The following is a 20868-nucleotide window of genomic DNA, read 5'->3' on the forward strand; positions in this document are numbered from 1 at the left end:
GGCCTGACAACACACTTGTCTTTTCCGCGCCCTGCGGGCGTATCGCGCAACCGCCTGACCACTGGCGTGCTGGCGGCTGGCGTGGTGCTTGCCAGCCTGTTGGCGTCGCCAGCGGCACTGGCTGACAAGACGGAAGATGCCATCCAGTATCGCCAGGCAGTCTTCCAGACGCTGGCGTGGCAGTTCAGTCCGATGGGTGCGATGGTCAAGGGCAAGCAGGACTATGATGCCGAGGAGTTTCGCACCCGCGCCGAGCGACTGGCGCTGTTGGCTCAGATGCCATGGGAGGGCTTCATCGCCGGTTCCTATGACGGTGATACCGACGCGCTGAGCAAGATAGAGAGCGACCGTGCAGGCTTCGACAAGCGTGCCGAGGCGCTGATGACCCAGAGCCGGGCATTGGCTGACGCCGCCGCCAGTCAGGACCTTGATGCCCTGCGCAGCCAGTTCGTCGAGACAGCCAAGACCTGCAAGGGCTGTCATCAGCAGTATCGCGCTGACTGATATAGCCAAAGCTCCGTCAAGACGCAAAAGCGCCGCCATGAGATTGCTCGTGGCGGCGCTTTTGCGTCTTGGCATACATGAGGGCGAAAGTGAGAGTAAAAGTCATAGCGAAAGCATGAGTGAAAGCGAGCAGAGCTTACGGCAACTGCGCCCCCTGCCAGATGACCAGAACGGCAATGCCGATCGCCAACCCCAGCGCGAGCCTCCTGCGTGGGCGTAAAGGTGGCACTGGCTCGCCCTCATCCACTACCGATTCATCGCGCCTGAAATGCTTGCGGCCATGCACCATCGCCCAGATCAGCCACTCACCGCGCAGGCCATGCCAGACGATGGCCATCAGATGCAGGGCGATCAGCCCCCACAGCAGCGTGATATTGGTGTGATGCACCCAGGCCAGCCCCTCGGCGACACTCGCTGGGACCCGATCATGCAGGGGCCCTTCGAACAGCAGATCATCGGTGAGAAACAGCCCGCTCGAGGCCTGAATCGCCAGCACCAGCAACATGGCCAGCGTCATCCAGCCACCCAGGCGATTGTGGCCTGCATGGCGTGGCGCGCGTCCCGCCAGAAAGTCAGCGGCGTAGCGCCAGGTCGTGCGCGGTGACGCCACGAAGCGGCTGAAGCGAGCATGCCCGCTGCCCACCAGCCCCCAGATGACGCGAAACGCCACCAGCCCGATCACGCAATATCCCAACCGTGCGTGCCAGACCATCGGAAAATCGAGTCCTGCGCCCACCTCGGCGGTGTACCACATGCCGATGATCGCCAGAATCAGCAGCAGGTGAAACAGCCGGATGGCCAGCCCCCAGATCACGACACTGCGCAGCGGCGAAGGCTCACCCTGATCATGAAGCACCGTCTCAGACGAGGACTTGCGGAATCGGTTCGAACTCATCCTGATGACTCCCTCAGCGAATGAACCTTTGATGGCACGACACGTGATCAGGCAGCGATAGGCAGCCAACGAGCGACTACAGGCCAGTATAGGTGGACTCGGTCTGGCGGCTCACGGCAAATCAATCGGCCGTGCCGCCATGAGACATGTGAAATATCAGCAATGAAGCGCTGATTCAGCACTTTCCACTGCCAGCTGCCACCTTGGCAGCATCGCCTGACGCTTGATGACATTATATGCTGCGTAGATTGCCTGCGGCTTACCGGGTCTCGGCCTCTTGAAGGCTCCCGGCATGTGTCGCCCGTCTTCACCCCGCCTGCGCAGAACGGAACTCTCGCCATGTCATCGCCTTCCACGGCCGGTACCTCGCACGCCTCCCGGGACGACACCACCTGTGCGGGCTCGCCTCCCCGGCAGCCAGTCAGCAGTCGTCACCTATGGCAACAGGCACTCAACAAGACCCTGCCGGTGATGTTCGGCTATATCCCGCTGGGCGCTGCCTTCGGCGTGCTGTTCACCCAGCTGCCGTTGAGCCCCTGGCTGGGCCTTTTGATGTCACTGGTCATCCTGGCCGGGGCCGGCCAGTTCCTGGCGGTAGCGCTGCTCGGTGCGGGCGCCGGCATCACCGAGGTCTTTGTGGCCACTCTGCTGCTCAATTCGCGCCACCTCTTCTACGGCCTGTCGCTGCTGGAGCGCTTCCGCGCGGCGGGGCTTGGCAAGCTCTATCTCATCTTCGGGCTGACCGATGAAACCTACTCGCTGCTGGCCAGCCTGCCACGCAGCGGCGAACGCGATGATCCCGTGGCGCGCCGTGATGACCAGCGCCTGATGTTGCGCATCACCTTCCTCAACCAATCCTGGTGGGTACTGGGGACGCTGCTGGGTCTGGCAGCCGGACAGCTCAGCTTTGACAGCAGCGGCATCGAGTTCGCGTTGACGGCGCTGTTCGTGGTGCTGGGCATCGAACAATGGTTCGCCCTGCGCGAGCGCTGGCCCTTCATGCTCGGCCTGCTGGTCACGCTCGCGGGCCTGTGGCTGCTGCCGGAAGATCAGCTGTTGCTGGGCAGCATCGCGGCAGCCTGCGCCCTCCTGCTCGGGCAGTATCATTACCAGCGTGGCAAACAACAGCCACACGTCACGCCTGCCCCGCGTGACGATCATCCCCCACACGGCAAGCCTGGCGCGCGCCGGACTGAACACAATCAAGCCTCGGAGCACACCACCCCATGACGACCCTGCAGGCCTTGCTGTTGATCGCCGTGTCAGCCGGCGCGACCTTCGCCACGCGCGCGCTGCCCTTCGTGTTCCTGTCCCGCCATTCGGCCCATCCGCTGATTCTGCATATGGGCCGCTATCTGCCGGCCATCGTCATGGTCGTGCTGATCATCGTCTCGCTGTCGGCCATGCAACTGCCTGACATGTCAGAGTCTGCGCACCACATCTCGGCCTGGCAAAGCTGGCTCGTAAGCGCCGAGGGCGCCGGCATGCTGGTCGCGGCCCTCTGCGTGGCGGGACTGCATCTGTGGCGACGCAATGCGCTGCTCTCGATTGCCGTCGGTACCGGGCTTTACATGGCGTGGCTGCAGCTGGGCGGTGTCTGAGGCTTGCGATCCAGCACGTGAGCGGTCACAGTCATGTCATTACATGAGCAATTCATCAAGGGAGCCCACCATGAACCGCGATATCGCCGATGTGCGCAGAACCTATTCCGGTGATGGCCTGAGCCTTGCGAACACACCGCTGGAACCCTTCGAGCTGTTTCAGGAGTGGTTGACCAGCGCCCTGTCCGCCGATGACAACGACGCCAATGTCATGACGCTCTCCACCGTCGACAGCCAGGGCAAGCCGCATGCGCGCATCGTGCTGCTCAAGGGCTGCGACAGTGAAGGCTTCATCTTCTATACCAACTATCAGAGCCACAAGGGCAGCGAGCTGGCCAATGTGCCCTTCGCCGCGCTGACCTTCTGGTGGCCCGCGCTGGAGCGCCAGGTGCGTATCGAAGGCAGCGTCGAGAAGGTCGCGGATGCCACCTCCGATCAGTACTTCGCCTCACGCCCCAAGGAGAGCCAGCTGGGCGCCTGGGTCTCGCAGCAGAGTGTCGAGATTCCCGATCGCGAATGGCTCAGCGAGCGTCAGGGTCGCTTCGAGCAGGTCTATGCCACCACCGAAGTGCCGCGTCCGGAGCATTGGGGCGGCTACCGCGTAGTGCCGGAAATGATCGAATTCTGGCAGGGGCAGCCCTCGCGCCTGCACGATCGCGTACGCTACCAGCGCCTGGACACGGAAGACGGCGAATGGCACAAGCAACTGCTGGCACCCTGACCCGCTAGCCAGTCTCTGCCGCTAGCCAGTCTGTGCCGATAGCCAGTCTGCGCCACAACAGGCGCTCTTCTCGAGGCTCCGCTCATGCGGGGCCTCTTGCGTTGCCGTTCGGGTTACCGTGCGGGGCGCCGGCCGGGTTGCCGCTTGTGTTATCGCTTGCGCTATTCCTTGAGACCCCGCCGGCGCAGATTCGCGCGTTCAGCGGCTTGCCCTCGCCGGGCACAAGCCGGACAATGGCCGCCCTTTCGGCCTCTCGAACGCCAGTCAGCCTGCGTCATTCATAGCGCATCCGACATGGCCTGCGATGCCAGACACGCTCAGATTGGAGGCTTCATGGCCTGGGATGACAGCGGCACCCCCAAGGTGGCACGTCAGACACTGGTAGACCGTCTGCTGGCCGGTTATACGCCGTCCGACAGTCATGGCATCTCGCTGGTCGATCACGCCGTGGTCGGCAATGTGCTGTATACCGTGCTGGAACATCCTCACGGCCATACCTTCATTCGCCAGCACCTGATGCAGGCTCCCAAGAATGGTGACCCCAGCCGCTGGGAATACCATATCCGTGACGAAGGCACGCCAGACATTCCGCTGCAATGCCCCGAGGAGCTGCTCGAACAGTCGACAGCGCCCGGTGAGATTGCCGCCCAGTGGCGCGCCGACACCCGCGCGGCGCGTGATGCCGCCGCAGCACGCAAGCGCAAGATCAAGAAGCTCAAGAAGGGTGAGCTGCTGACCGCACTGGATGGCAGCCAGGTGATCTTCGTGCGCGCCTTCACCGCCAGCCTCTTCATCGGTCGTGCGCCAGAGGATGGTGAGGACGACGAGTACGAGTATCATTGGCAGGATATCGCGCTCTAGACCGCGCCAGCGCTCTAGAGCACGCCAGCAATTGCCTCACTTGCCGTTTCGCCCCGCCCTCCTTGATGTCACTGACGAGCCCTTATGCAGCCACAAGCCGACCCGTTCATCGTTCCCGTCTGCCACGAAACCTACGCGGTGCTGTACGCCGACGATGACATCCTGCTGATCCACAAGCCCAGTGGCCTGCTCAGCCTTTCCGGCAAGCATCCGCTCAATCTGGATTCGCTGCATCATCGCCTGGTCAAGGAATACCCCAGCGCCAAGCTGCTGCACCGGCTCGATTTCGGCACCTCCGGCATCATGCTGGTCGCGCTCAACAAGCCGGCCAACGGCAACCTGACCCACCAGTTTCAGGACCGCAACATCGGCAAGTCCTACACCGCGATCCTGCATGGCCATCTGGAGGAGGACAGCGGGCGCATCTCGCTGCCCATCGCCAAGGACGTCGACCAGTTCCCGCTGCAGAAGATCTGCCACGAGACCGGCAAGACCGCCATCAGCGATTTCCGCGTCATCGAGCGCCTGGAGAATCCGGCGCGCACGCGAGTCGAGTTCACGCCGGTGTCAGGTCGCACGCATCAGTTGCGCATCCATAGCCAGCAGATCGGCCACCCGATCCTGGGCTGCGACCTCTATGCGACGGATGAGGCCTTCTTCATGGCCGAGCGCCTGATGCTGCATGCCGAGATGATCAGCTTCGATCACCCGGTGAGTGGTGAGCGCATGGAAGTGCGCAGTCCCTGTCCTTTCTGAGCCCGCCCGTTCTGATCAGGTCAGGCTAAGCCAGTCCGTTCTGAGCCATTCCGCTCCCGCTCGCCCGGGGTGAGCGACGCGTCATTTGCAGGCACACAACGAAACGCCCCCACAGGAGACCCTGTGGGGGCGTTTCGTCATTCATGACTCAGCGAGTCATGCGTCAGGCATCACTCAGCCGCGGCCGGCAGCCATTCCTTGACGATATCCTGATGGCTTTCCACCCACGCCTTGGCGGTTTCGTAGGGGTCAGCGTCGTCTTCTTGGTTGTTGAGCATCACTTCGCCCATGTCAGCCGGGGTCCAGGCGAAGTTGTCGAGAATCGCGTAGACCTCCGGCATGTCTTCCTCGAGCCCCTTGCGCGCCAGGGTGTGAATCTCCTCGGCACCGCCGTAGACGCCCTTCGGGTCATCCAGATACTTGAGGTCCCAGCGGGCGAACATCCAATGCGGCGTCCAGCCGGTGACGACGATCTCACGCTCACCCTTGATCGCATTGCTCAGCGCGGCGGTCATGGTCGCACCGCTGCCGGTGGTCAGGTCGATGTCCTCGAGATCGTAGTCCTCCAGCACCTGCTCGGTCAGACGCGTCAGACCTGCGCCCGGCTCGATGCCGACGATGCGCTCATCGATATCCTCGGCGTGGGTCTTGATGTCGTCGATGGTCTCGAGCTTGCTGTAGGACGGCACGACCAGCCCGAGCTTGGTGCCTTCGAGGTTGACGCCCAGGTCGTCGACCTTGTCGGCGATCTTGGCCATGTAGTCTTCGTGGGTGGTGGGGAGCCACGCACCGACCATGCCGTCGGCATCGCCGAAGGCGACTGCCTGGAACATCGCCGCCGCAGACAGCGCCTTGAGTTCGACGTTGTAGCCCTGTGATTCGAGCACCGCCTTGACCACATTGGTGGAGGCGACTTCAGAGGACCATTCGACGTAGGCCAGCGTCACATCGCCCTTGTCACCGGCGGCATACACGGCGCTTGCCCCGGCCAGTGAGGAGGACATGACAGCGCCGAGCAGCAATGCCTTGGTGGCGGCATTCATCTTCGCGGTGACGTTCAAGGTAGTGTGGGAGGCATCTTGCTTGTTCATCATTTTCCCCTTTATTCGAATTTACTCATTGTTTATCGAAGCACGTCTGTCGAAAAACGTGTGTCGACGGCCAAACGTTGAGTCGGGTATGGAAGTGCTCGAGGCGGCCTCCGCATGGGCCAGGCAATACACGGAGGCCGCTGGTGAATCCCCTCATGAACGGGGCTTCTTTTCCTTGCTGAAGGTCTGGGTCAGGCGGTCGAGCAGCATGGCCAGGATGACCACCGCGATGCCCGCTTCGAAACCATCTCCCGGACGCAGGCGCTGGATGGCTTTCCAGACCTCATTCCCCAGGCCATCGGCGCCGATCATGGCCGCGATCACCACCATCGACAGTGCCAGCATGATGGTCTGGTTGATGCCGGCCATCACGGTGGGCAGGGAAAGCGGCAGCTGCAGCTTGAAGAGCTTCTGGCTGCGGGTGGCGCCGAAGGCATCGGCGGCTTCGATCAGGTCATTGGGCACCTGACGAATGCCCAGCGTGGTGAAGCGAATCGCTGGCGGCATCGAGAAGATCACGGTGGCGAAGATGGCGGAGACCGAGCCGATGCCGAAGAAGGGAATCGCCGGGATCAGGTAGACGAAGGCCGGCATCGTCTGCATGAAATCCAGCACCGGCATGATGACCTTGTAGAAGCGGTCAGAGAGTGCCGCCAGTATCCCCAGCGGTACCGCGATGACCACGGCGACCAGGGTGGCGATCACCACCAGGGTCAGCGATTCGATCATCGGGTCCCACAGATCCAGGTTCCAGATCAGTCCCAGCCCCAGTACGGAACCGATGGCCAGGCGCGTGCCGGCCAGCCGCCAGCACAGCAGCGTCACCAGGGCGATCAGCGCCCACTCGGGCAGCCACATCAGCGCATCGTTCAGGACGTCGATGCCGGTCTCGGTGAACTTGGAGATGCCGCGCGTGATGCTGGAGTAGTTGGTCGTCAGGTAATCAAGCCCCGTCTCGATCCAGTCACCCAGCTCTATCTTCGGGATGGTAAAACCGGTTGCGTCGCTCATGCGTGTGCCTCCCCTGCTTCCGCCAGTTCCGCGAGTACGGACCCTTTGATCACCACGCCCAACAGGCGGGATTGCTCATCGACCACCGCCAGCGGATGGTGATGACCGGCAAACATCGCGAACAGGTTGTGCAGCGGTTCTTCCGGCGAGACCTGACAGCAATCGGAGTGGATGATGCTCGAGAGATCGGTGAGATTCTCGCGCACGGCACGTTCGGTATCCTCGGCGGTGATGATCCCGAGCACAGTGCGATCACGACGCACCACGAACAGGCTATCGAGGCCGTTGTCGCCCATCTTGCGCAGCGCCGTGCGCGGGCCATCATCATCGCGTGCGGTGGCACGGACATCGGTCATCGCCGAGCGGGCAGTGAGGATGCGCGACATGTCGACGCCTTCGACGAAGCGCGCCACATAATCATTGGCCGGGGAAGTGAGGATGCTTTCGGGGGAGCCGATCTGCACGATCTCGCCATCCTTGAGCAGGATGATGCGGTCGCCGATGGAGAGGGCTTCATCAAGATCGTGGGTGATGAAGATGGTGGTCTTCTTCATCTTGTGTTGCAGCGCCAGCAATTCCTGCTGCATGTCCTTGCGGATCAGGGGATCAAGCGCCGAGAAGGCCTCATCCATCAACAGCACCGTGGAGTCGTTGGCCAGCGCTCGCGCCAGGCCGACACGTTGTTGCATGCCGCCGGAGAGCTGGCTGGGGTAGGCATCTTCCCAGCCATCAAGGCCGACCTGCTTGAGCGCATCGCGACCGCGCTGATAACAGACTTCCTTCTCCTCGCCGCGCACCTCAAGCCCGAACTCGGCATTCTGCTGCACGGTGCGGTGCGGGAAGAGCGCGAAATTCTGGAACACCATCGAGAAATGCTTGCGACGACAGCGCAGCAGCGACTTGTCATCCAGCTTGGCGACATCATCGCCGTCGATGAGGATCTCGCCCTCCGTCGGTTCGATCAACCGGTTCAGGCAGCGGATCAGGGTCGATTTTCCGGAACCGGACAACCCCATGATGACCAGCAACTCGCCTTCCATCACATCAAAGTCCACGTTGGAAAGCCCCAACGTCTGGCCAGTCTTCTCGAGAATCTCGGGGCGTTTCATGCCCTCATCACGCAATTTGAGCGCCTTGTCGGGCTGATTGCCGAACACCTTGCTCAGATTGCGCACTCGAATCTTCACGTCGCGAGTGTCAGTCATTGGCTTTCCTGTCGTCAGCGGGCAGGAAATATCCACGGATTCTGTCAATTACGCACTCAATCCGGCAGGGAGAATGGCTCGCCCTGCCGCTGACATCGCGCAATCTGGCCGCAAGCATCGCTTGCCGACCTGCTGACAGAATACTGTGTCATCCCCTGCGCCATTATCCATAAAGGATTCTTATATTTGTAATTACAATACAGTTTTATTGATAAGCGCTCAAACACGAACAGACGCTTATACGACCAAGGTGGTATGCCCTTGACGCTTCTGCTGATACCTCCCTGAATCACGACATTGCATGTTGTTATTGGTCTATTGCTCTCCATTCCCTGACGCATTGCGTGTTGCCGAGAACCGCCTGGCAAGCCCGCGCACGCGCCCTTGAACAACCCCCGCACACGCCTATCAACAAGCCCAGGCACACGCCTATCAACAGGCCCTTGCACCATCAAGGCGCATCAGGCCTTGGCTTCCAGCCTCAGGCGCTGCCAATCACTGACTGGCTCGTTGAGACGGATGCTGGCATCGATGACCTGCTCCTCCATGTTGTAGCGGCAGGTGAAACCGAGGTGCTTCATCAGGGCGCGCATCGGGTGGTTGTCGATCATGATCTTGCCGACCATCTCCAGCGTGCCCAGCGAGCGGCAATAGCGCAGCATCTTCTCCATCAGCAGACTGCCGATCCCCTCGCCTTGCATGTCATCACGGATGATGACGGAGAATTCGGTGCGAATGTTGTCCGGGTCATTCCATACCCGCACCACCCCCAGCATCTCGCGCTGCGGCGACTCACCTGACTGGGCTTCCACTTCACGCTCGGCGATGAAGGCCATCTGGCGGTCGTAATTGATCTGGGCGAGCAACGCGAGATCTCGCTGAGTCAGCGCCGCCTTGTGGTGGAAGTAGCGGAAACGAATGCTCTCCTCGGATAGCCGCGCATGGAAGGCCGTGATCAAGGGCGCATCCTCGCCGCGTATCGGGCGAACCTCGACGTGCATGCCATTGTCCAGCGACACCCATTCACGCAGCTCCTCCGGATACGGCATGATCGCGAAACGGGCCGGTTTGCCGAGATCCAGCGCGAAGTCCACTGCCACGGCCTCCTCGCGATTGAGCAACAACGGATTGATTTCCAACCCTCTTATGTCACGCAAATCCGATGCCAACTGTGAGAGCTTGATCAACAGCGTGCTGACGCGCTCGAAATCGCGCTCCGGGTCCGGCGAGTGCTCGGCGATCAGGCGGGAGGCATGGCTGCGCGAGATCAGCTCACGCGCCAGTGTCATGTTGAGGGGCGGCAAGGCCACCTGGCGGTCCGCCAGCACATTGACCTTGTAACCGCCGATACCGAACACGATCACCGGGCCGAATTCGTCATCGCGCGTGATGCCTGCGCTCAACTGCAGCGAGTGTTTGCCACGCTGCATCGGCTGCAGGCAGAACTCATGAATGCGCGTGCGCTCGTGGTCACCGCGGCCACGCTCGGCATCGCCCTCCGCCACCTTCTGGGTGATGCGGCGAATCGCCAGCGCGATATCCTCCGGACCGGAAAGGTCCTGCACCACGCCGGAAGACAGCCGCTGTGGGTAGCGGCGATAGCGGAACGGCTGGCTGTTGTGTTCATGCACCACGCGCAGCGCATAGGGGCCCTGGCGAGAAGGCTTGTCGTCATCCGTGGCAGATCGCTGCAATTCGACGATGGCGCGCGCGCCTTCGGCGGCGTCGAGCACATAGCGACTGGGCGCGGTCGCGATGCCGTAGGTATCGAGCACCTGCGCCGTTTCCGAGTGGGTCAACCATTCACGGCCGGCACGCCGCGCACTGTGCACCAGATCATGGGCGCGGGCGCGGATCTCGGCACTGGTCGAGAAGGCCAGGCTCGGCGGCGTCTGCTGCAACAGTGTCTGCACACGGTGGTAATCGACCATCTGCAAGAAGGCCTTGACGCCCTTCTCCGGCGACAGATAGGTCGGAATGCCGGCCAGATGGCATTCATGGCGGGCTGAAAGCGCCTGCTCGAGCCCCATCCAGCTGGTCAGCAGGTTGCGTCGGAATTGCTTGCGATGCGCCACCAGGGCCTCGGCCGTTGCCCGTGAGGGAGCAAGGCGTGTCGGCGCATGCACGACCAGCACGGCGTCCACGCCACGGTCATTGGCCACGATGTTGACCGCGGCCAGGAAATCTTCCGGCGTGGCATTGCCGCCCAGATCCACCGGATTGCGCCCCGGCAGGCTGACATCCAGCTCGGCCTTGAGCAGCGCCTGGCGGCTCTCCTCGCTCAGCTCGGCCAGCTTGCCGCCACCCGCCATCAGCTTGTCGATGGCCAGCAAGGCCGGGCCCAACCCATTGGAGACGATCGCCAGCCGATCACCGCGCAACGGCTTCATGCGATTCAGCGTCTCCAGCGCATCGAACATGTCTTCGCTGTCATTGACGCGCACCACCCCGGCACGCGCGAGGGCAACATCGACGATCCGGTCGCGATTGGGCACGCCACGTGTGACATGTGTGCCGAACAGGTCGGCTTCCGGGGTACGGCCACTCTTGATCGCCAGCACCAGCCGATTGCGGGACGCCTCGCGCAGCGCGGTCATGAAGTGCATCGGGTCGTGAATGCGCTCCAGGTGCAACAGCAAGGCCTGCGACGGCCCGTACTGGTTCAGATAGTCGATCAGATCGGGCAGCATCACATCGACGCTGTCGCCCAGGGTCACCAGATGCGAGAAGCCGATGCCGCGCCCTGCCGCCCAGTCGATCATCGCATTGCCCAGCATCCCCGACTGGCCGAGATAGGCGACCTTGCCCTTGGCCACTGGCTGCCCGCTGAAGGAGGCATTCAGGTGCCGATTTGGCACGCAGATGCCCATGCATTCCGGCCCGAGCAGGCGAATCCCACTGCCTCGGGCGGCCTTGAGCAACCGACTGTTGAGGCTTTCCTGATCACGGTGGATACGCGGGACTTCGACACCCGGCTCTCGTGCCTGCGAGGCATCCAGCACGTCGTCCGTGCTGTCGGCGATCCGCGGGTAGCGCTCGGCGCTCGGCGCGGCAGGCTCGCCGGCCTCATCCAAAGACGACGCCTCGGTGACGGAGGGTTCGGGGCCTGGCTTGCCCGTAGTGGACCTGTGAATGCCCGGCAGACGCGGGGCAGTGAAGTTCAGCCCGTCGCGGCGTGACAGCATCTCAAGCCCCTTGCCGGTGACGCGGGCCAGCGAGCTGACCGGTGTCGGCGCGACACCTCCCGAAATCAGCAGCGCCGCCTTGACGCCGCGCCGGCCCAGCTTCTCGACCACACGCGGCAAGGTATCCGGCGGTGAGCACAGAATGGCCAGGTCCGGCACCTGCTCTAGCTCACTGACCCGCTTGACGCACGCCACGCCATGCACCGTCTCATATCCCTTGGGGTTGACCACCGTCAGGGCGCCCTTGAAGCCCCCTTCAAGCAGATTGCGCAGTACCTGCCCGCCCAGTGAATGCGGCTTTTCCGAGGCGCCGATCACCACGATACTGGCGGGCTCGAAGAAATTGCGCAGAAATCGCGTTCCCATAGGCTTGTCCTGTCAGCGGTTGCGCCTCGTCAGCGCGATATGAGCAGCATGCCGCGAAAGCGCAGGTCTGAACAGCCATCCTCGCGCCCTTCATGCGTGAAACAAGGTAGACCATCGGCGACTGGCTCATGCCATTGACGACTCTTACTGTTACGTCATGGTGCAGACCATTATGACCCGCACACTCACGCAGGCATGCCGATGATCACCTCCTACATATCCCATCGCGACTGCGGTCAGCATTTCATGGGCCCCACCCATCCCGAGAGCCCACTGCGTCTGCAGGCCATCGAGCGTCAGCTGGCGCTGAGCGGCGTGATTCAGCATGTCCAGCAATACAGTGCGCGAGCGGCAACGCTTGAGCAGCTGGCGCGCGTGCACCCCATGCGCCACCTGCAGGCGTTGGAGAAATGTCCGCCCCAGGCCGGGCAGCTGCTGACCATCAACGAAGACACCGTGATGTGTGCCGATAGCCTGGTCGCGGCGCGACTGGCCGCCGGCGCGGTGGTACGCGGGGTCGACCAGGTGATGCGTGATCAGGCCGACAACGTCTTCTGCGCCGTGCGCCCCCCGGGCCACCATGCCGAACGCGCCGATGCGATGGGCTTCTGCTTCTACAACAACGTGGCGGTGGGCGCTCTGCACGCCCGCCAGCATTACGGCGTGAAGCGGATCGCGATCCTCGATTTCGATGTACACCAGGGCAACGGCACCGTCGATATCTTCAAGCATGACCCCGATACGCTGGTGTGCTCCTCCTTTCAGGACGCCATGTACCCGTGGCGCTACCTGGAGAGCCGCTGGGAGCACATCCACAACACGCCCCTGAGCGAAGGCAGCGGCTCACTGGCCTTCCGGCGCGCCATTGAAGCCCAATGGCTGAAGAAGCTTGATGATTTCAAGCCGGAGTTGATCCTGATCTCGGCGGGCTTTGACGCGCACCGTGAAGACCCGATGGCAGAACTGTGCCTGGAAGATGACGACTATTACTGGGTCACCCTACTGGCGATGGATGTCGCGCGGCGTCACTGCCACGGGCGTATCGTCTCCGTGCTGGAGGGCGGGTATTGCCTGGAGGCGCTAGGGCGCAGCACCGAGGCGCATCTCAAGGCGCTGGCGGGCTTGCCGATGCAGGATGGCCTCGATGCACGTGCCGGCAGCCAGCACCCATCAGCCCAGCTCCCTTCAGAGCCACCGGCTTCTGAGCAACCCACGTCAGAGCGACCCGAGTCAAAGAAACCCGAACCAGACCAGCTCGATCTCGCGCCTCCCACCGTGGATGCCCTACCACCCCGCTCCGCCTCTGGCACACCAGACAGCGTACAGCCGCCGCTTTCCAAGCCCGCCGAGGATGAGCGTGATCACCCGCTATTCTAGCGCCTGGCTGTTCTAGTGCCCGGCTGTTCTAGCGCTGGGCATCCCCCGCACCGGTGACTTTCACTCCTGGCGCACATCACACCTCACGACAGGTTTCCCGCAGCCAGGAAACCTGTCGCTGCATCAAGGGAGTACCAGCGAGCCTTAGGTATCGCGAACAGCCATGTCGCGGACTGCCATGTTGGCTACGTGTCGGGATGATGCGCACTTGCCATGCTGTGATAAGCTGGCGATAAAGTTTCCGATAGTAAACTTTATCGCCAGCTGACAGCGCTGCGACTCCCGATGTCGTGCGCCGCCAATATCACGCCCATAGCGAAGCTACTCTCATGAGCACACCGACAGACAAGGACGCCGCCGTCCGGATCGCCTCCGGTCGCAAACCCTTCGTTGAGCCCCTGAAGCTTGGCGAACGCGTGAAGCAGATCCGCCTCTCCCATCATTGGACGCTGGAAGATGTCAGCCAGCGCACGGGACTGGCACGCTCGACATTGTCCAAGATCGAGAATGAGCAGATCTCGCCGACCTTCACGGCGGTCCAGAAGCTGATTCATGGTCTCAACATCGACCTGCCGCAGTTGCTGAGCCCGCCCAAGCGCCAGAGTGGCACTCTCGGGCGTCGCGACCTGACGCGCGTCGGTGATGGCAAGTCCCACCCGACACCGACCTATGAGCACGAGCTGCTGTCGTGGCAGCTGGCGCAGAAACGCATGATTCCTTTCAAGACTCGCGTGCGTGCGCGCAGCTTCGATGACTTCCCCGACTGGGTGCGTCACGACGGCGAGGAGTTCCTGATGGTCTTGGCGGGCAGCATTCTGCTCTATTCGGAATTCTATGAACCCTTGCCGCTGGGCGAAGGGGACAGCATCTATTTCGACTCCGACATGGGTCACGCCCTGGTTTCTACCAGCGAAGAAGATGCCATCGTGCTGTCGGTGTGCACTCGCAATGATTCGGATCTGAGCTGAGCCGATTTGAAGTGAGCCGGGCTGTGTTGAAGTGAGATAGGCACGTAACGCGCTGGCGGGAAGCTAAACCGTAAAGATAGCCTTCACGCGAGCGTCACCTGGCCGGTCCATTCAAAACAACGACTTGCTTGACCATGCTCGCCGTCAGCCCGCAATAAAAAAATCGCCCACTAGCCATGCGCTAATGGGCGATTTTTTGGATGTCGCAAAGACGCTCATGCCTTGCGCCGAGTCCTGACCGCCAGCATCCGCTGGGTGTTCAGCGTACCGAGCACTTCAATCGTGCTGTGCGGCATCGCCGCGCCAGATCAACTGACCGCATTCGCGCAGATCATAGCCGCCGAGGGATTGCGCCAGCTGGATGCCATTCGGCGTGGCCAGATAGTCCAGCAATCCCTGGAAGAGATCGCGGAAATAGACATTGCGCGGCACCACCAGATCGAAGGCCTCTTCACAGACCGGAACGAAGCCGAGGCCGAACTCATTGGCGGCCGACAGCGTACCGGGGCCGACGTCCACCTCGCCCCGCGCCACCATCGAGGCCACTTCACGCTCGGAATAGGCGATCGCCAGGGTATTGAGCTGCTCGGCACGCATCTGATGGCCGGACAGCCACTCCTGAAGGAAGCGCTGCGAACCCGCCCCCTCCTGTCGCACCGCCCAACGCCGCTGCGAACCGAACAGGCCGCTTGGGTCGATGGACAGATGGCGATCATCATTGCGGATGATCAGCCCCTGGGTACGGCGCGCAAGCCGCACCATCACCCATTGGCGATAGCCATCGTGACCACGAATCAGCGCCGGGTGACGCAGCGCCGCCTCCTCCGCGCGCCCCCAGTGAATGGCGCAGACGTCAGCACGCCCCTGGCTGAGCAGATCAAGCCCCAGACGCGTGCCGGTGACGCTCATGCCATAGAAGGAGCTACCGGCATGCTGCTGATTGAGGCGCATGGAGAGCGCAGCCAGCAGCGGGTCATCACTGCCGGTGATCATTAGGCGATCCGCCAGCACACCATGATGGCTGGACTCGAGAATCCATTGCTCCACCAGGCGCCGCGGAAACAACCACTTGCCGGTCACCTTGGTCGCCGGCATGGTCCCGTCACTGGCCAGCTGATAGATCTTCTTCTCGTTGAGGTGCAGCAGGCGCGCGACTTCCTGCACCGTCAGAAAGGGGTTGTCGTGGGGGACGGGAGCCTGCCGGCCGGTGGCCGCATTCAGGGGCTCGCCTGAAGACTCAGCGACAGAGCCACCTGAAGGCGCGCCGAGTTCAGAGGAAAATCCCTGTGAGGGTATGACGCCCAGCGGCGAAGAAAGACGACTCATCACTGCGCCCCCTTGTCATATCCGGCTGCGCCGTCTGCTGAAGATGGCTTGCCTGACGCATCATGGCGCGATGACTTGAGAGCGTCGCCGGCACGCAGCGGCGGGATGGCGTCCAGCACCAGCCGCCCGGCAGGGTCCACCGCCTGGAAGTGGCGCCCCTTGGCGCGCGCGATCAACAACACGCCAAAGCGTTCCGCAAGCTCCACCCCCTTCTGCGTGACGCCGGAGCGTGAGACCAGCACCGAGATCCCCGCCTGAGCCACCTTCAGTACCATCTCGGAGGTCAGGCGGCCGGTGGTGTAGAAGATGTTGGCCCCCTGATAATCACTGTCATCATCACTCAAGGGCGCCAACCAGCTCAGCCCCGCCAGCGTATCGACGGCGTTGTGGCGGCCGACATCCTCGATGAACGCCAGCACTTCATCATCCCGACACAGGGCGCAACCGTGAACCGCACCGGCCTTGCGATAGGTCGCGTTGTGCGCCGCCAGCGCCTCCAGCAGGCGATACAACAAGGCCTGACTGAAGGGGCCTGCGTCCAGCGCGGCCAGCGATTGACGCTCCAGCAGATTGCCGAATACCGTGCCCTGCCCACAGCCGGTGGTCACGGTGCGCTTGCCGAGGCGCTGCTCGATATCCTCGGGCAGATGACGCGTCACCACCGAGGCGCTCTCGACTTCCCAGTCCACCTGCAGCGCCTCGAGGTCCTCAAGCTCACCCAGCAGGCCCTGATTGCGCAGATAACCGGCCACCAGCGCCTCAGGTTCGGCACCCAGGGTCATCAAGGTGACGATCTCGCGACGATTGAGATAGATGGTCAGCGAGCGCTCGGCGGCAATGGACTGCCGATGGCGCTCACCGCGCTCATCCATGACTTCGATGTCCAGCGTAGTGGGTAGTGTGGCGCGACTGATCGCTGGCCGTGCAGAGGGCATCATGAACTCGGGTCTCCCTGATCGAGCCGGTTGGAATGGCAATTCTTGCGCTGAATCGCCGTAGAGTACCAGCCTGATGGCAGAGCTGTCCCCGCACTGACTCACGGTGACCCTGATATCGCATGCGCCGGCATGTATCTTGCACACTAGCACCATCGCAGCATTCTTTTCAGACCCGCTTGCGGGTACAGCAGTGAACAAGGAAGCCATGTCTGAATCCATCCCTCCCCGCAGTGACGACACCCGCTGGTTGAGCGTCACCCTGGCACCCACCACGCAGAAGCTGGGGCGTTTCAGCATCGACACCTGGCGGATTGCCGACCTCTCGCCCTCTGCAACGCCAGAGACGGAATCGCACGTAGCAGAGCCTGCCACCGCTGATGAAGTAGCGCATCGCCGCATCCTGCCGCTGCAGCTTCACCTCACCGAGCGCACCGATTACCGCTACAACCTGCGCTGTGAGCAGCCGCGTCTGTTCGTCCAATGCGACGAGCGCGAAGCCGACGGCATGCAGCCCCGCGTGGTGACGGCCTGTCAGGAGGTAGCATCGCATTGGATGGATGGCGACCAGCTGGTGCTGGACGTGCCGATGCCCCCTGCCTTGATGGTGTGGCTGGAAGCCTACCTCGCGCGTCACGGCGAACGACTCGACGAGGGCAAGAAGAAGAAACGCAAGGGCGCCGGGCGCGCCAGTCAGGCAGAGCAGCTCGCCGCGACGCCCAACAAGACGCATCAGCCCGGTGATGGTACGGAAAGCACGTCATGAGCCAGCACGACGATAACGCAAGCCCTGCCAATGAAGGCCTGTTCTCGCGCTGGTCACGCCGCAAGCAAGGCGACAGCCGCCGTGAAGACCAACTGGCACAGCCGGACAGCGCCGAGGTGACCAAGGGCGACAGCCTCCCGCCGTCACAGGTGGGAGTCGCCTCTGACCACAGCGCTGACGCCCCTGCAGCGAGTGGCTCGCAGCACGAAGCCCTGGGCGGCGACAGCCCCTCCTCGGCAGCAGAGCAGTCAGCCGAACAGCCAGCAGAACAGGCATCAACCGAGAGCGATCAGCAGGCAGCAGACGCTGACAACGCTGAAGCGCCAGTCATCGAGCTGCCAGACCCCGACACCCTGACTCCAGACGCCGACATCAGCGCCTTCATGCAGAGCGGCGTGGACCCGACGCTACGCCAACGTGCGCTGCGACGTATCTTCATGGGTGGCGAGCACTCGGTGCGCGATGGGCTGGATGACTACGACCAGGACTTCTCCCAGATGCGCCCGCTCGCCGAAGGTGTCGCCGACACGCTGCGCAGCTGGACCCGCAAGGTCGAAGAAGGCCTGGAAAAGCTTGATGAGGCAAGCGAGACACCCACGGCGGATACGGCGCAGGAGACAGACGACCAGATCGCTGAGCAGGCGCCTGACGGTGAGGTGCCAGTGGGCGAGTCACACGCGACGCCCAGCGACGAGATAGTCGAGTCGCCTGACCCGCAAGCAATACCAGCAGAAGACTCGCGCGAGCCAGCTCCCGCGTCAGATGATGACAGCGGGGTCCGCCACAAGCCGTGACCCGGGCTGGCCCCATAAACGCCTCCAGCGCCAGGGCTGAGCGCGTCAGGGCTCAGGACACCAGGGCGTCAGGATGACGCGCCGCACAATCAAAATGCGTCATTATGACCCACAAGAAAGCCGGATACGCCTGACCGAGGTCATCCTGATGCCTCATGGGTCACCCTGACGCGCCTCATCAAGGCGCACTGACTGCAACGCACATGCAAGATTCAGCATGACATGCCAACCCTTGAAGATTATGACTGACGTCAACCGCCTGCGCTGATGAGTGCCTGCGCGACCTGACCGCGCCCCTCTTCTCGCCGGGCGTGAAAACAGCAATGTCATCAACAGCATGCAAAGATGGTTGGCCTGTCATGAATCCCCCACTGAACGACTGTCGATCGCCGACCCGGCCCTAACCGCGAAAGACCGCGAAAGACCGCGAGAATCAGCGACGACCGGGACCTGCATCATCCGCCTGCCACCTGACGGCAGCTTGCATGCAAGGTCCGCCACGACCGAATAAGGATGAGGATGCTCAGCTCAAGCCTCGAGAGCGCTCAGCGCGCCCTCAATCAACAAGCACGCCAACGCGCCCTGTCATCCGCCATGGGTGGCTCGCCTGCCTCCAGTCTGCCGCTGTTGGCGACGGATGCCGGTAGCGCCCCCATCCGCTATCACAGTCAGGGACGCACCGTGATCATCGGCAGCGAAGCACGAGTGCGAGCACTGGCGAGTCTGCTGACCCGCCTGCCGGCTACCGCTCAGCTGCCGGTGGCACTCTTGATCAGTGAGCAGGACAACAGTGCGCTGGTGACGATGGATGAACAGCATCTCGCCGCCAGTGAGTCGCTGCCTGCGCACAGTGCTCCGCGTGACATGCTCGCGCTGAGCGGTCACCTCGGCCAGTTCAGCCTTGCCAGTGATGGCGTCAATCTGGCCGCCGCGCTGGTGCCGGCAGGTGCCGGCAGCGCGACCCATTTCGACCTGATCGCCGACCTGTCCAGCCAGCCGCTCAACCAGGCGGAACTGCCACCGCCCGGTTATCTGCAAGCCGGCGCGGACGTCATCGCCGAGCTGGATCAGCTGGTCGCCGATACTGAGGCCTCTCAGGAATCACTGTCACAGCTGACCGCCTGGGCGATGCAGTTCGCAGGCCTGATCGGCAATTTCGACAAACCGAATTACGTGACCGTCAATCTCGATACCTGCGCGCATTCCAGTGCCGGCAATATCGGCTGTACGCGTTGCCTTTCGTCGTGCAGCGCTGATGCTATCTTCTCGGTAGCCGGTCGTCGCAATGCGCATATCGAGATCGACCCTTACCTGTGCCACGGCGCAGCCAGCTGCGTCAGCGCCTGTCCGACCGGCGCGCTGAGCTTTACCCAGCCCCCGGCCGAGCAGCGCATGGAGCAGATCCAGCGCCTGCTGGAGCGCTATCAGGATGGCGGTGGCCTCTACCCGCTGCTGCGCTATCGCCTGGAGCAATCCCCTGCCTCGCAGACTGCCCTGGCGAGTGTCGACCAGGAGCGCTGCCTCGACATCACCCTCGAGGAAATCTCCGCCACCGGGCACGACGAGTGGCTGGCCGCTCTCGCACTCGGCGCGACGCAGGTCATCGTCGAACTGCCCCACGACCTGCCCGCAGGCCAACACCAGCAGCTCGATAGCGAACGTCGCCTGGCGCTGACCCTGCTCGACAGCATGGGGCTTGCCAATGCGGCCAGTGGCGAGCCGCGCATTCGCTTCGTCTCTTTGCCATCCGCCCTGCCACAAATGGATAGCAACGAGGCTGACCCCCTGCCCCTGATCACGCCGCTGTGTGTCGCTCTGGCACCGGGCGCGGACAGTGAAGAAGAGCAGCAGCCCAGCCAGCCGATCGCACGTGACTGGCTGCTGGGTCAGCCGCAGGCACGCCCCGGCAAGCGCGAACGCCTCAATCGGGTGCTCGACCACCTGGCGACACTGTCGGTCGCGGACCTGGCGCAGGACAGCGTCGCCGTGCCGACAGGCGCGCCCTTCGGCGTGGTGAACGTCGACAGCGACAACTGCACGCTGTGTCAGGGATGCGTCGCCGTCTGCCCGACCAGCGCCCTCTCGGCCAATCGCACGTCGCCTGCACTATCCTTCACTCAAGGTGACTGCGTGCAGTGTGGCCTGTGCGAGCAGGCATGCCCGGAGCAGGTCATCACCCTGACACCAGGCTTTGCTCCGCAGCCCGACGTGCGCCGCGAACCGCAGCTGATCAAGCAGGATGTGCCCTTCCCCTGCATCAGCTGTGGCACGCCGTTCGGCTCCACCGCCACCATCACGGCGATGCAGACCAAACTGGCCTCGCATGCCTACTTCCAGGGCGATGGCGCACTGCGCCTGAAGATGTGCAGCGACTGCCGCGTCAAGGACATCTGGCACGAAATGGCACGTAATCCCGATGCCCAACTCAAGGTTTGAGCCAATGACATCACCCACGTCGACTCCCGACGACTTTGCAGCAGGTGGGACTGACGATCGTGCACCTGAC

At 62.8% G+C, this 20868-nt stretch carries 17 protein-coding genes and 1 pseudogene; 11 read left to right on the forward strand and 7 right to left on the reverse strand.

What is annotated here, in order from left to right:
* The first annotated feature begins 15 nt into the window (after positions 1 to 15).
* A complete protein-coding gene (locus MKZ40_RS09090) occupies positions 16 to 504 on the forward strand; it encodes a cytochrome c (protein WP_172978663.1) in 489 nt (162 codons plus the stop codon).
* Between the two features lie 136 nt (positions 505 to 640).
* Here the strand turns inward: MKZ40_RS09090 and MKZ40_RS09095 are convergent, their stop codons facing one another.
* Positions 641 to 1399 carry a cytochrome b/b6 domain-containing protein gene (locus MKZ40_RS09095; protein ID WP_175088734.1) on the reverse strand — a complete coding sequence of 253 codons (759 nt, stop codon included), beginning with the start codon at positions 1397 to 1399 and terminating at the stop codon, positions 641 to 643.
* A gap of 339 nt (positions 1400 to 1738) precedes the next feature.
* Between MKZ40_RS09095 and MKZ40_RS09100 the strand changes: the two genes are divergently transcribed.
* The 5 genes from MKZ40_RS09100 (at position 1739) to MKZ40_RS09120 (ending at position 5338) form a co-directional block, all read left to right on the forward strand.
* Positions 1739 to 2629, forward strand: coding sequence for an AzlC family ABC transporter permease (locus MKZ40_RS09100; protein ID WP_175088733.1), 891 nt, complete (start codon positions 1739 to 1741; stop codon positions 2627 to 2629).
* Complete coding sequence (locus MKZ40_RS09105) at positions 2626 to 3000, forward strand: AzlD domain-containing protein (protein ID WP_153635735.1); 375 nt, start codon at positions 2626 to 2628, stop codon at positions 2998 to 3000. The genes MKZ40_RS09100 and MKZ40_RS09105 overlap by 4 nt, the downstream gene beginning before the upstream one ends.
* Before the next feature lie 70 nt (positions 3001 to 3070).
* A complete protein-coding gene (gene pdxH / locus MKZ40_RS09110) occupies positions 3071 to 3721 on the forward strand; it encodes a pyridoxamine 5'-phosphate oxidase (RefSeq protein WP_043333565.1) in 651 nt (216 codons plus the stop codon).
* 333 nt (positions 3722 to 4054) lie between these two features.
* The gene (locus MKZ40_RS09115; RefSeq protein WP_153635734.1) at positions 4055 to 4582 is read left to right on the forward strand and encodes a hypothetical protein; all 528 of its coding nucleotides are present in this window, start codon (positions 4055 to 4057) and stop codon (positions 4580 to 4582) included.
* Between the two features lie 84 nt (positions 4583 to 4666).
* Positions 4667 to 5338 carry an RluA family pseudouridine synthase gene (locus MKZ40_RS09120; RefSeq protein ID WP_153635733.1) on the forward strand — a complete coding sequence of 224 codons (672 nt, stop codon included), beginning with the start codon at positions 4667 to 4669 and terminating at the stop codon, positions 5336 to 5338.
* Positions 5339 to 5508: 170 nt separating this feature from the next.
* On the opposite strand, the gene MKZ40_RS09125 is transcribed toward MKZ40_RS09120, so the two are convergent.
* From MKZ40_RS09125 to MKZ40_RS09140, 4 genes are all read right to left on the reverse strand, one after another.
* Positions 5509 to 6429, reverse strand: a complete 921-nt coding sequence (locus MKZ40_RS09125; RefSeq protein WP_225348063.1) for a glycine betaine ABC transporter substrate-binding protein — start codon at positions 6427 to 6429, stop codon at positions 5509 to 5511.
* Between the two features lie 153 nt (positions 6430 to 6582).
* Complete coding sequence (locus MKZ40_RS09130; protein ID WP_043333557.1) at positions 6583 to 7440, reverse strand: proline/glycine betaine ABC transporter permease; 858 nt, start codon at positions 7438 to 7440, stop codon at positions 6583 to 6585.
* Positions 7437 to 8645 carry a glycine betaine/L-proline ABC transporter ATP-binding protein gene (locus tag MKZ40_RS09135; protein ID WP_043333554.1) on the reverse strand — a complete coding sequence of 403 codons (1209 nt, stop codon included), beginning with the start codon at positions 8643 to 8645 and terminating at the stop codon, positions 7437 to 7439. Before MKZ40_RS09135 ends, MKZ40_RS09130 begins: the two co-directional genes overlap by 4 nt.
* Before the next feature lie 461 nt (positions 8646 to 9106).
* Entirely contained in the window at positions 9107 to 12196 is a 3090-nt protein-coding gene (locus tag MKZ40_RS09140; protein ID WP_254627005.1) for a bifunctional acetate--CoA ligase family protein/GNAT family N-acetyltransferase, read from the reverse strand.
* Between the two features lie 201 nt (positions 12197 to 12397).
* Between MKZ40_RS09140 and MKZ40_RS09145 the strand changes: the two are divergent.
* Together MKZ40_RS09145 and MKZ40_RS09150 are read left to right on the forward strand one after the other, a co-directional pair.
* A pseudogene (locus tag MKZ40_RS09145) lies at positions 12398 to 13324 on the forward strand (histone deacetylase family protein); the annotation flags it as partial.
* Positions 13325 to 13902: 578 nt separating this feature from the next.
* Positions 13903 to 14541, forward strand: a complete 639-nt coding sequence (locus MKZ40_RS09150; RefSeq protein ID WP_175088731.1) for an XRE family transcriptional regulator — start codon at positions 13903 to 13905, stop codon at positions 14539 to 14541.
* 276 nt (positions 14542 to 14817) lie between these two features.
* On the opposite strand, the gene MKZ40_RS09155 is transcribed toward MKZ40_RS09150, so the two are convergent.
* Positions 14818 to 15867, reverse strand: a complete 1050-nt coding sequence (locus MKZ40_RS09155) for a helix-turn-helix transcriptional regulator (protein ID WP_175088730.1) — start codon at positions 15865 to 15867, stop codon at positions 14818 to 14820.
* Complete coding sequence (locus MKZ40_RS09160; RefSeq protein ID WP_175088852.1) at positions 15867 to 16802, reverse strand: formate dehydrogenase accessory sulfurtransferase FdhD; 936 nt, start codon at positions 16800 to 16802, stop codon at positions 15867 to 15869. Before MKZ40_RS09160 ends, MKZ40_RS09155 begins: the two co-directional genes overlap by 1 nt.
* A 208-nt stretch (positions 16803 to 17010) precedes the next feature.
* On the opposite strand from MKZ40_RS09160, the gene MKZ40_RS09165 reads away from it, so the two are divergent.
* The 3 genes from MKZ40_RS09165 to MKZ40_RS09175 all read left to right on the forward strand — a co-directional run bounded on the left by MKZ40_RS09165 (position 17011) and on the right by MKZ40_RS09175 (position 20798).
* Complete coding sequence (locus MKZ40_RS09165; protein ID WP_175088729.1) at positions 17011 to 17568, forward strand: DUF3305 domain-containing protein; 558 nt, start codon at positions 17011 to 17013, stop codon at positions 17566 to 17568.
* A complete protein-coding gene (locus tag MKZ40_RS09170) occupies positions 17565 to 18362 on the forward strand; it encodes a DUF3306 domain-containing protein (RefSeq protein ID WP_175088728.1) in 798 nt (265 codons plus the stop codon). The genes MKZ40_RS09165 and MKZ40_RS09170 overlap by 4 nt, the downstream gene beginning before the upstream one ends.
* Positions 18363 to 18881: 519 nt before the next feature.
* Complete coding sequence (locus MKZ40_RS09175; protein ID WP_175088727.1) at positions 18882 to 20798, forward strand: 4Fe-4S dicluster domain-containing protein; 1917 nt, start codon at positions 18882 to 18884, stop codon at positions 20796 to 20798.
* Positions 20799 to 20868: the final 70 nt, after the last annotated feature.

The organism is Cobetia sp. BMC6, assembly GCF_029991385.1.
Lineage (GTDB): Bacteria > Pseudomonadota > Gammaproteobacteria > Pseudomonadales > Halomonadaceae > Cobetia.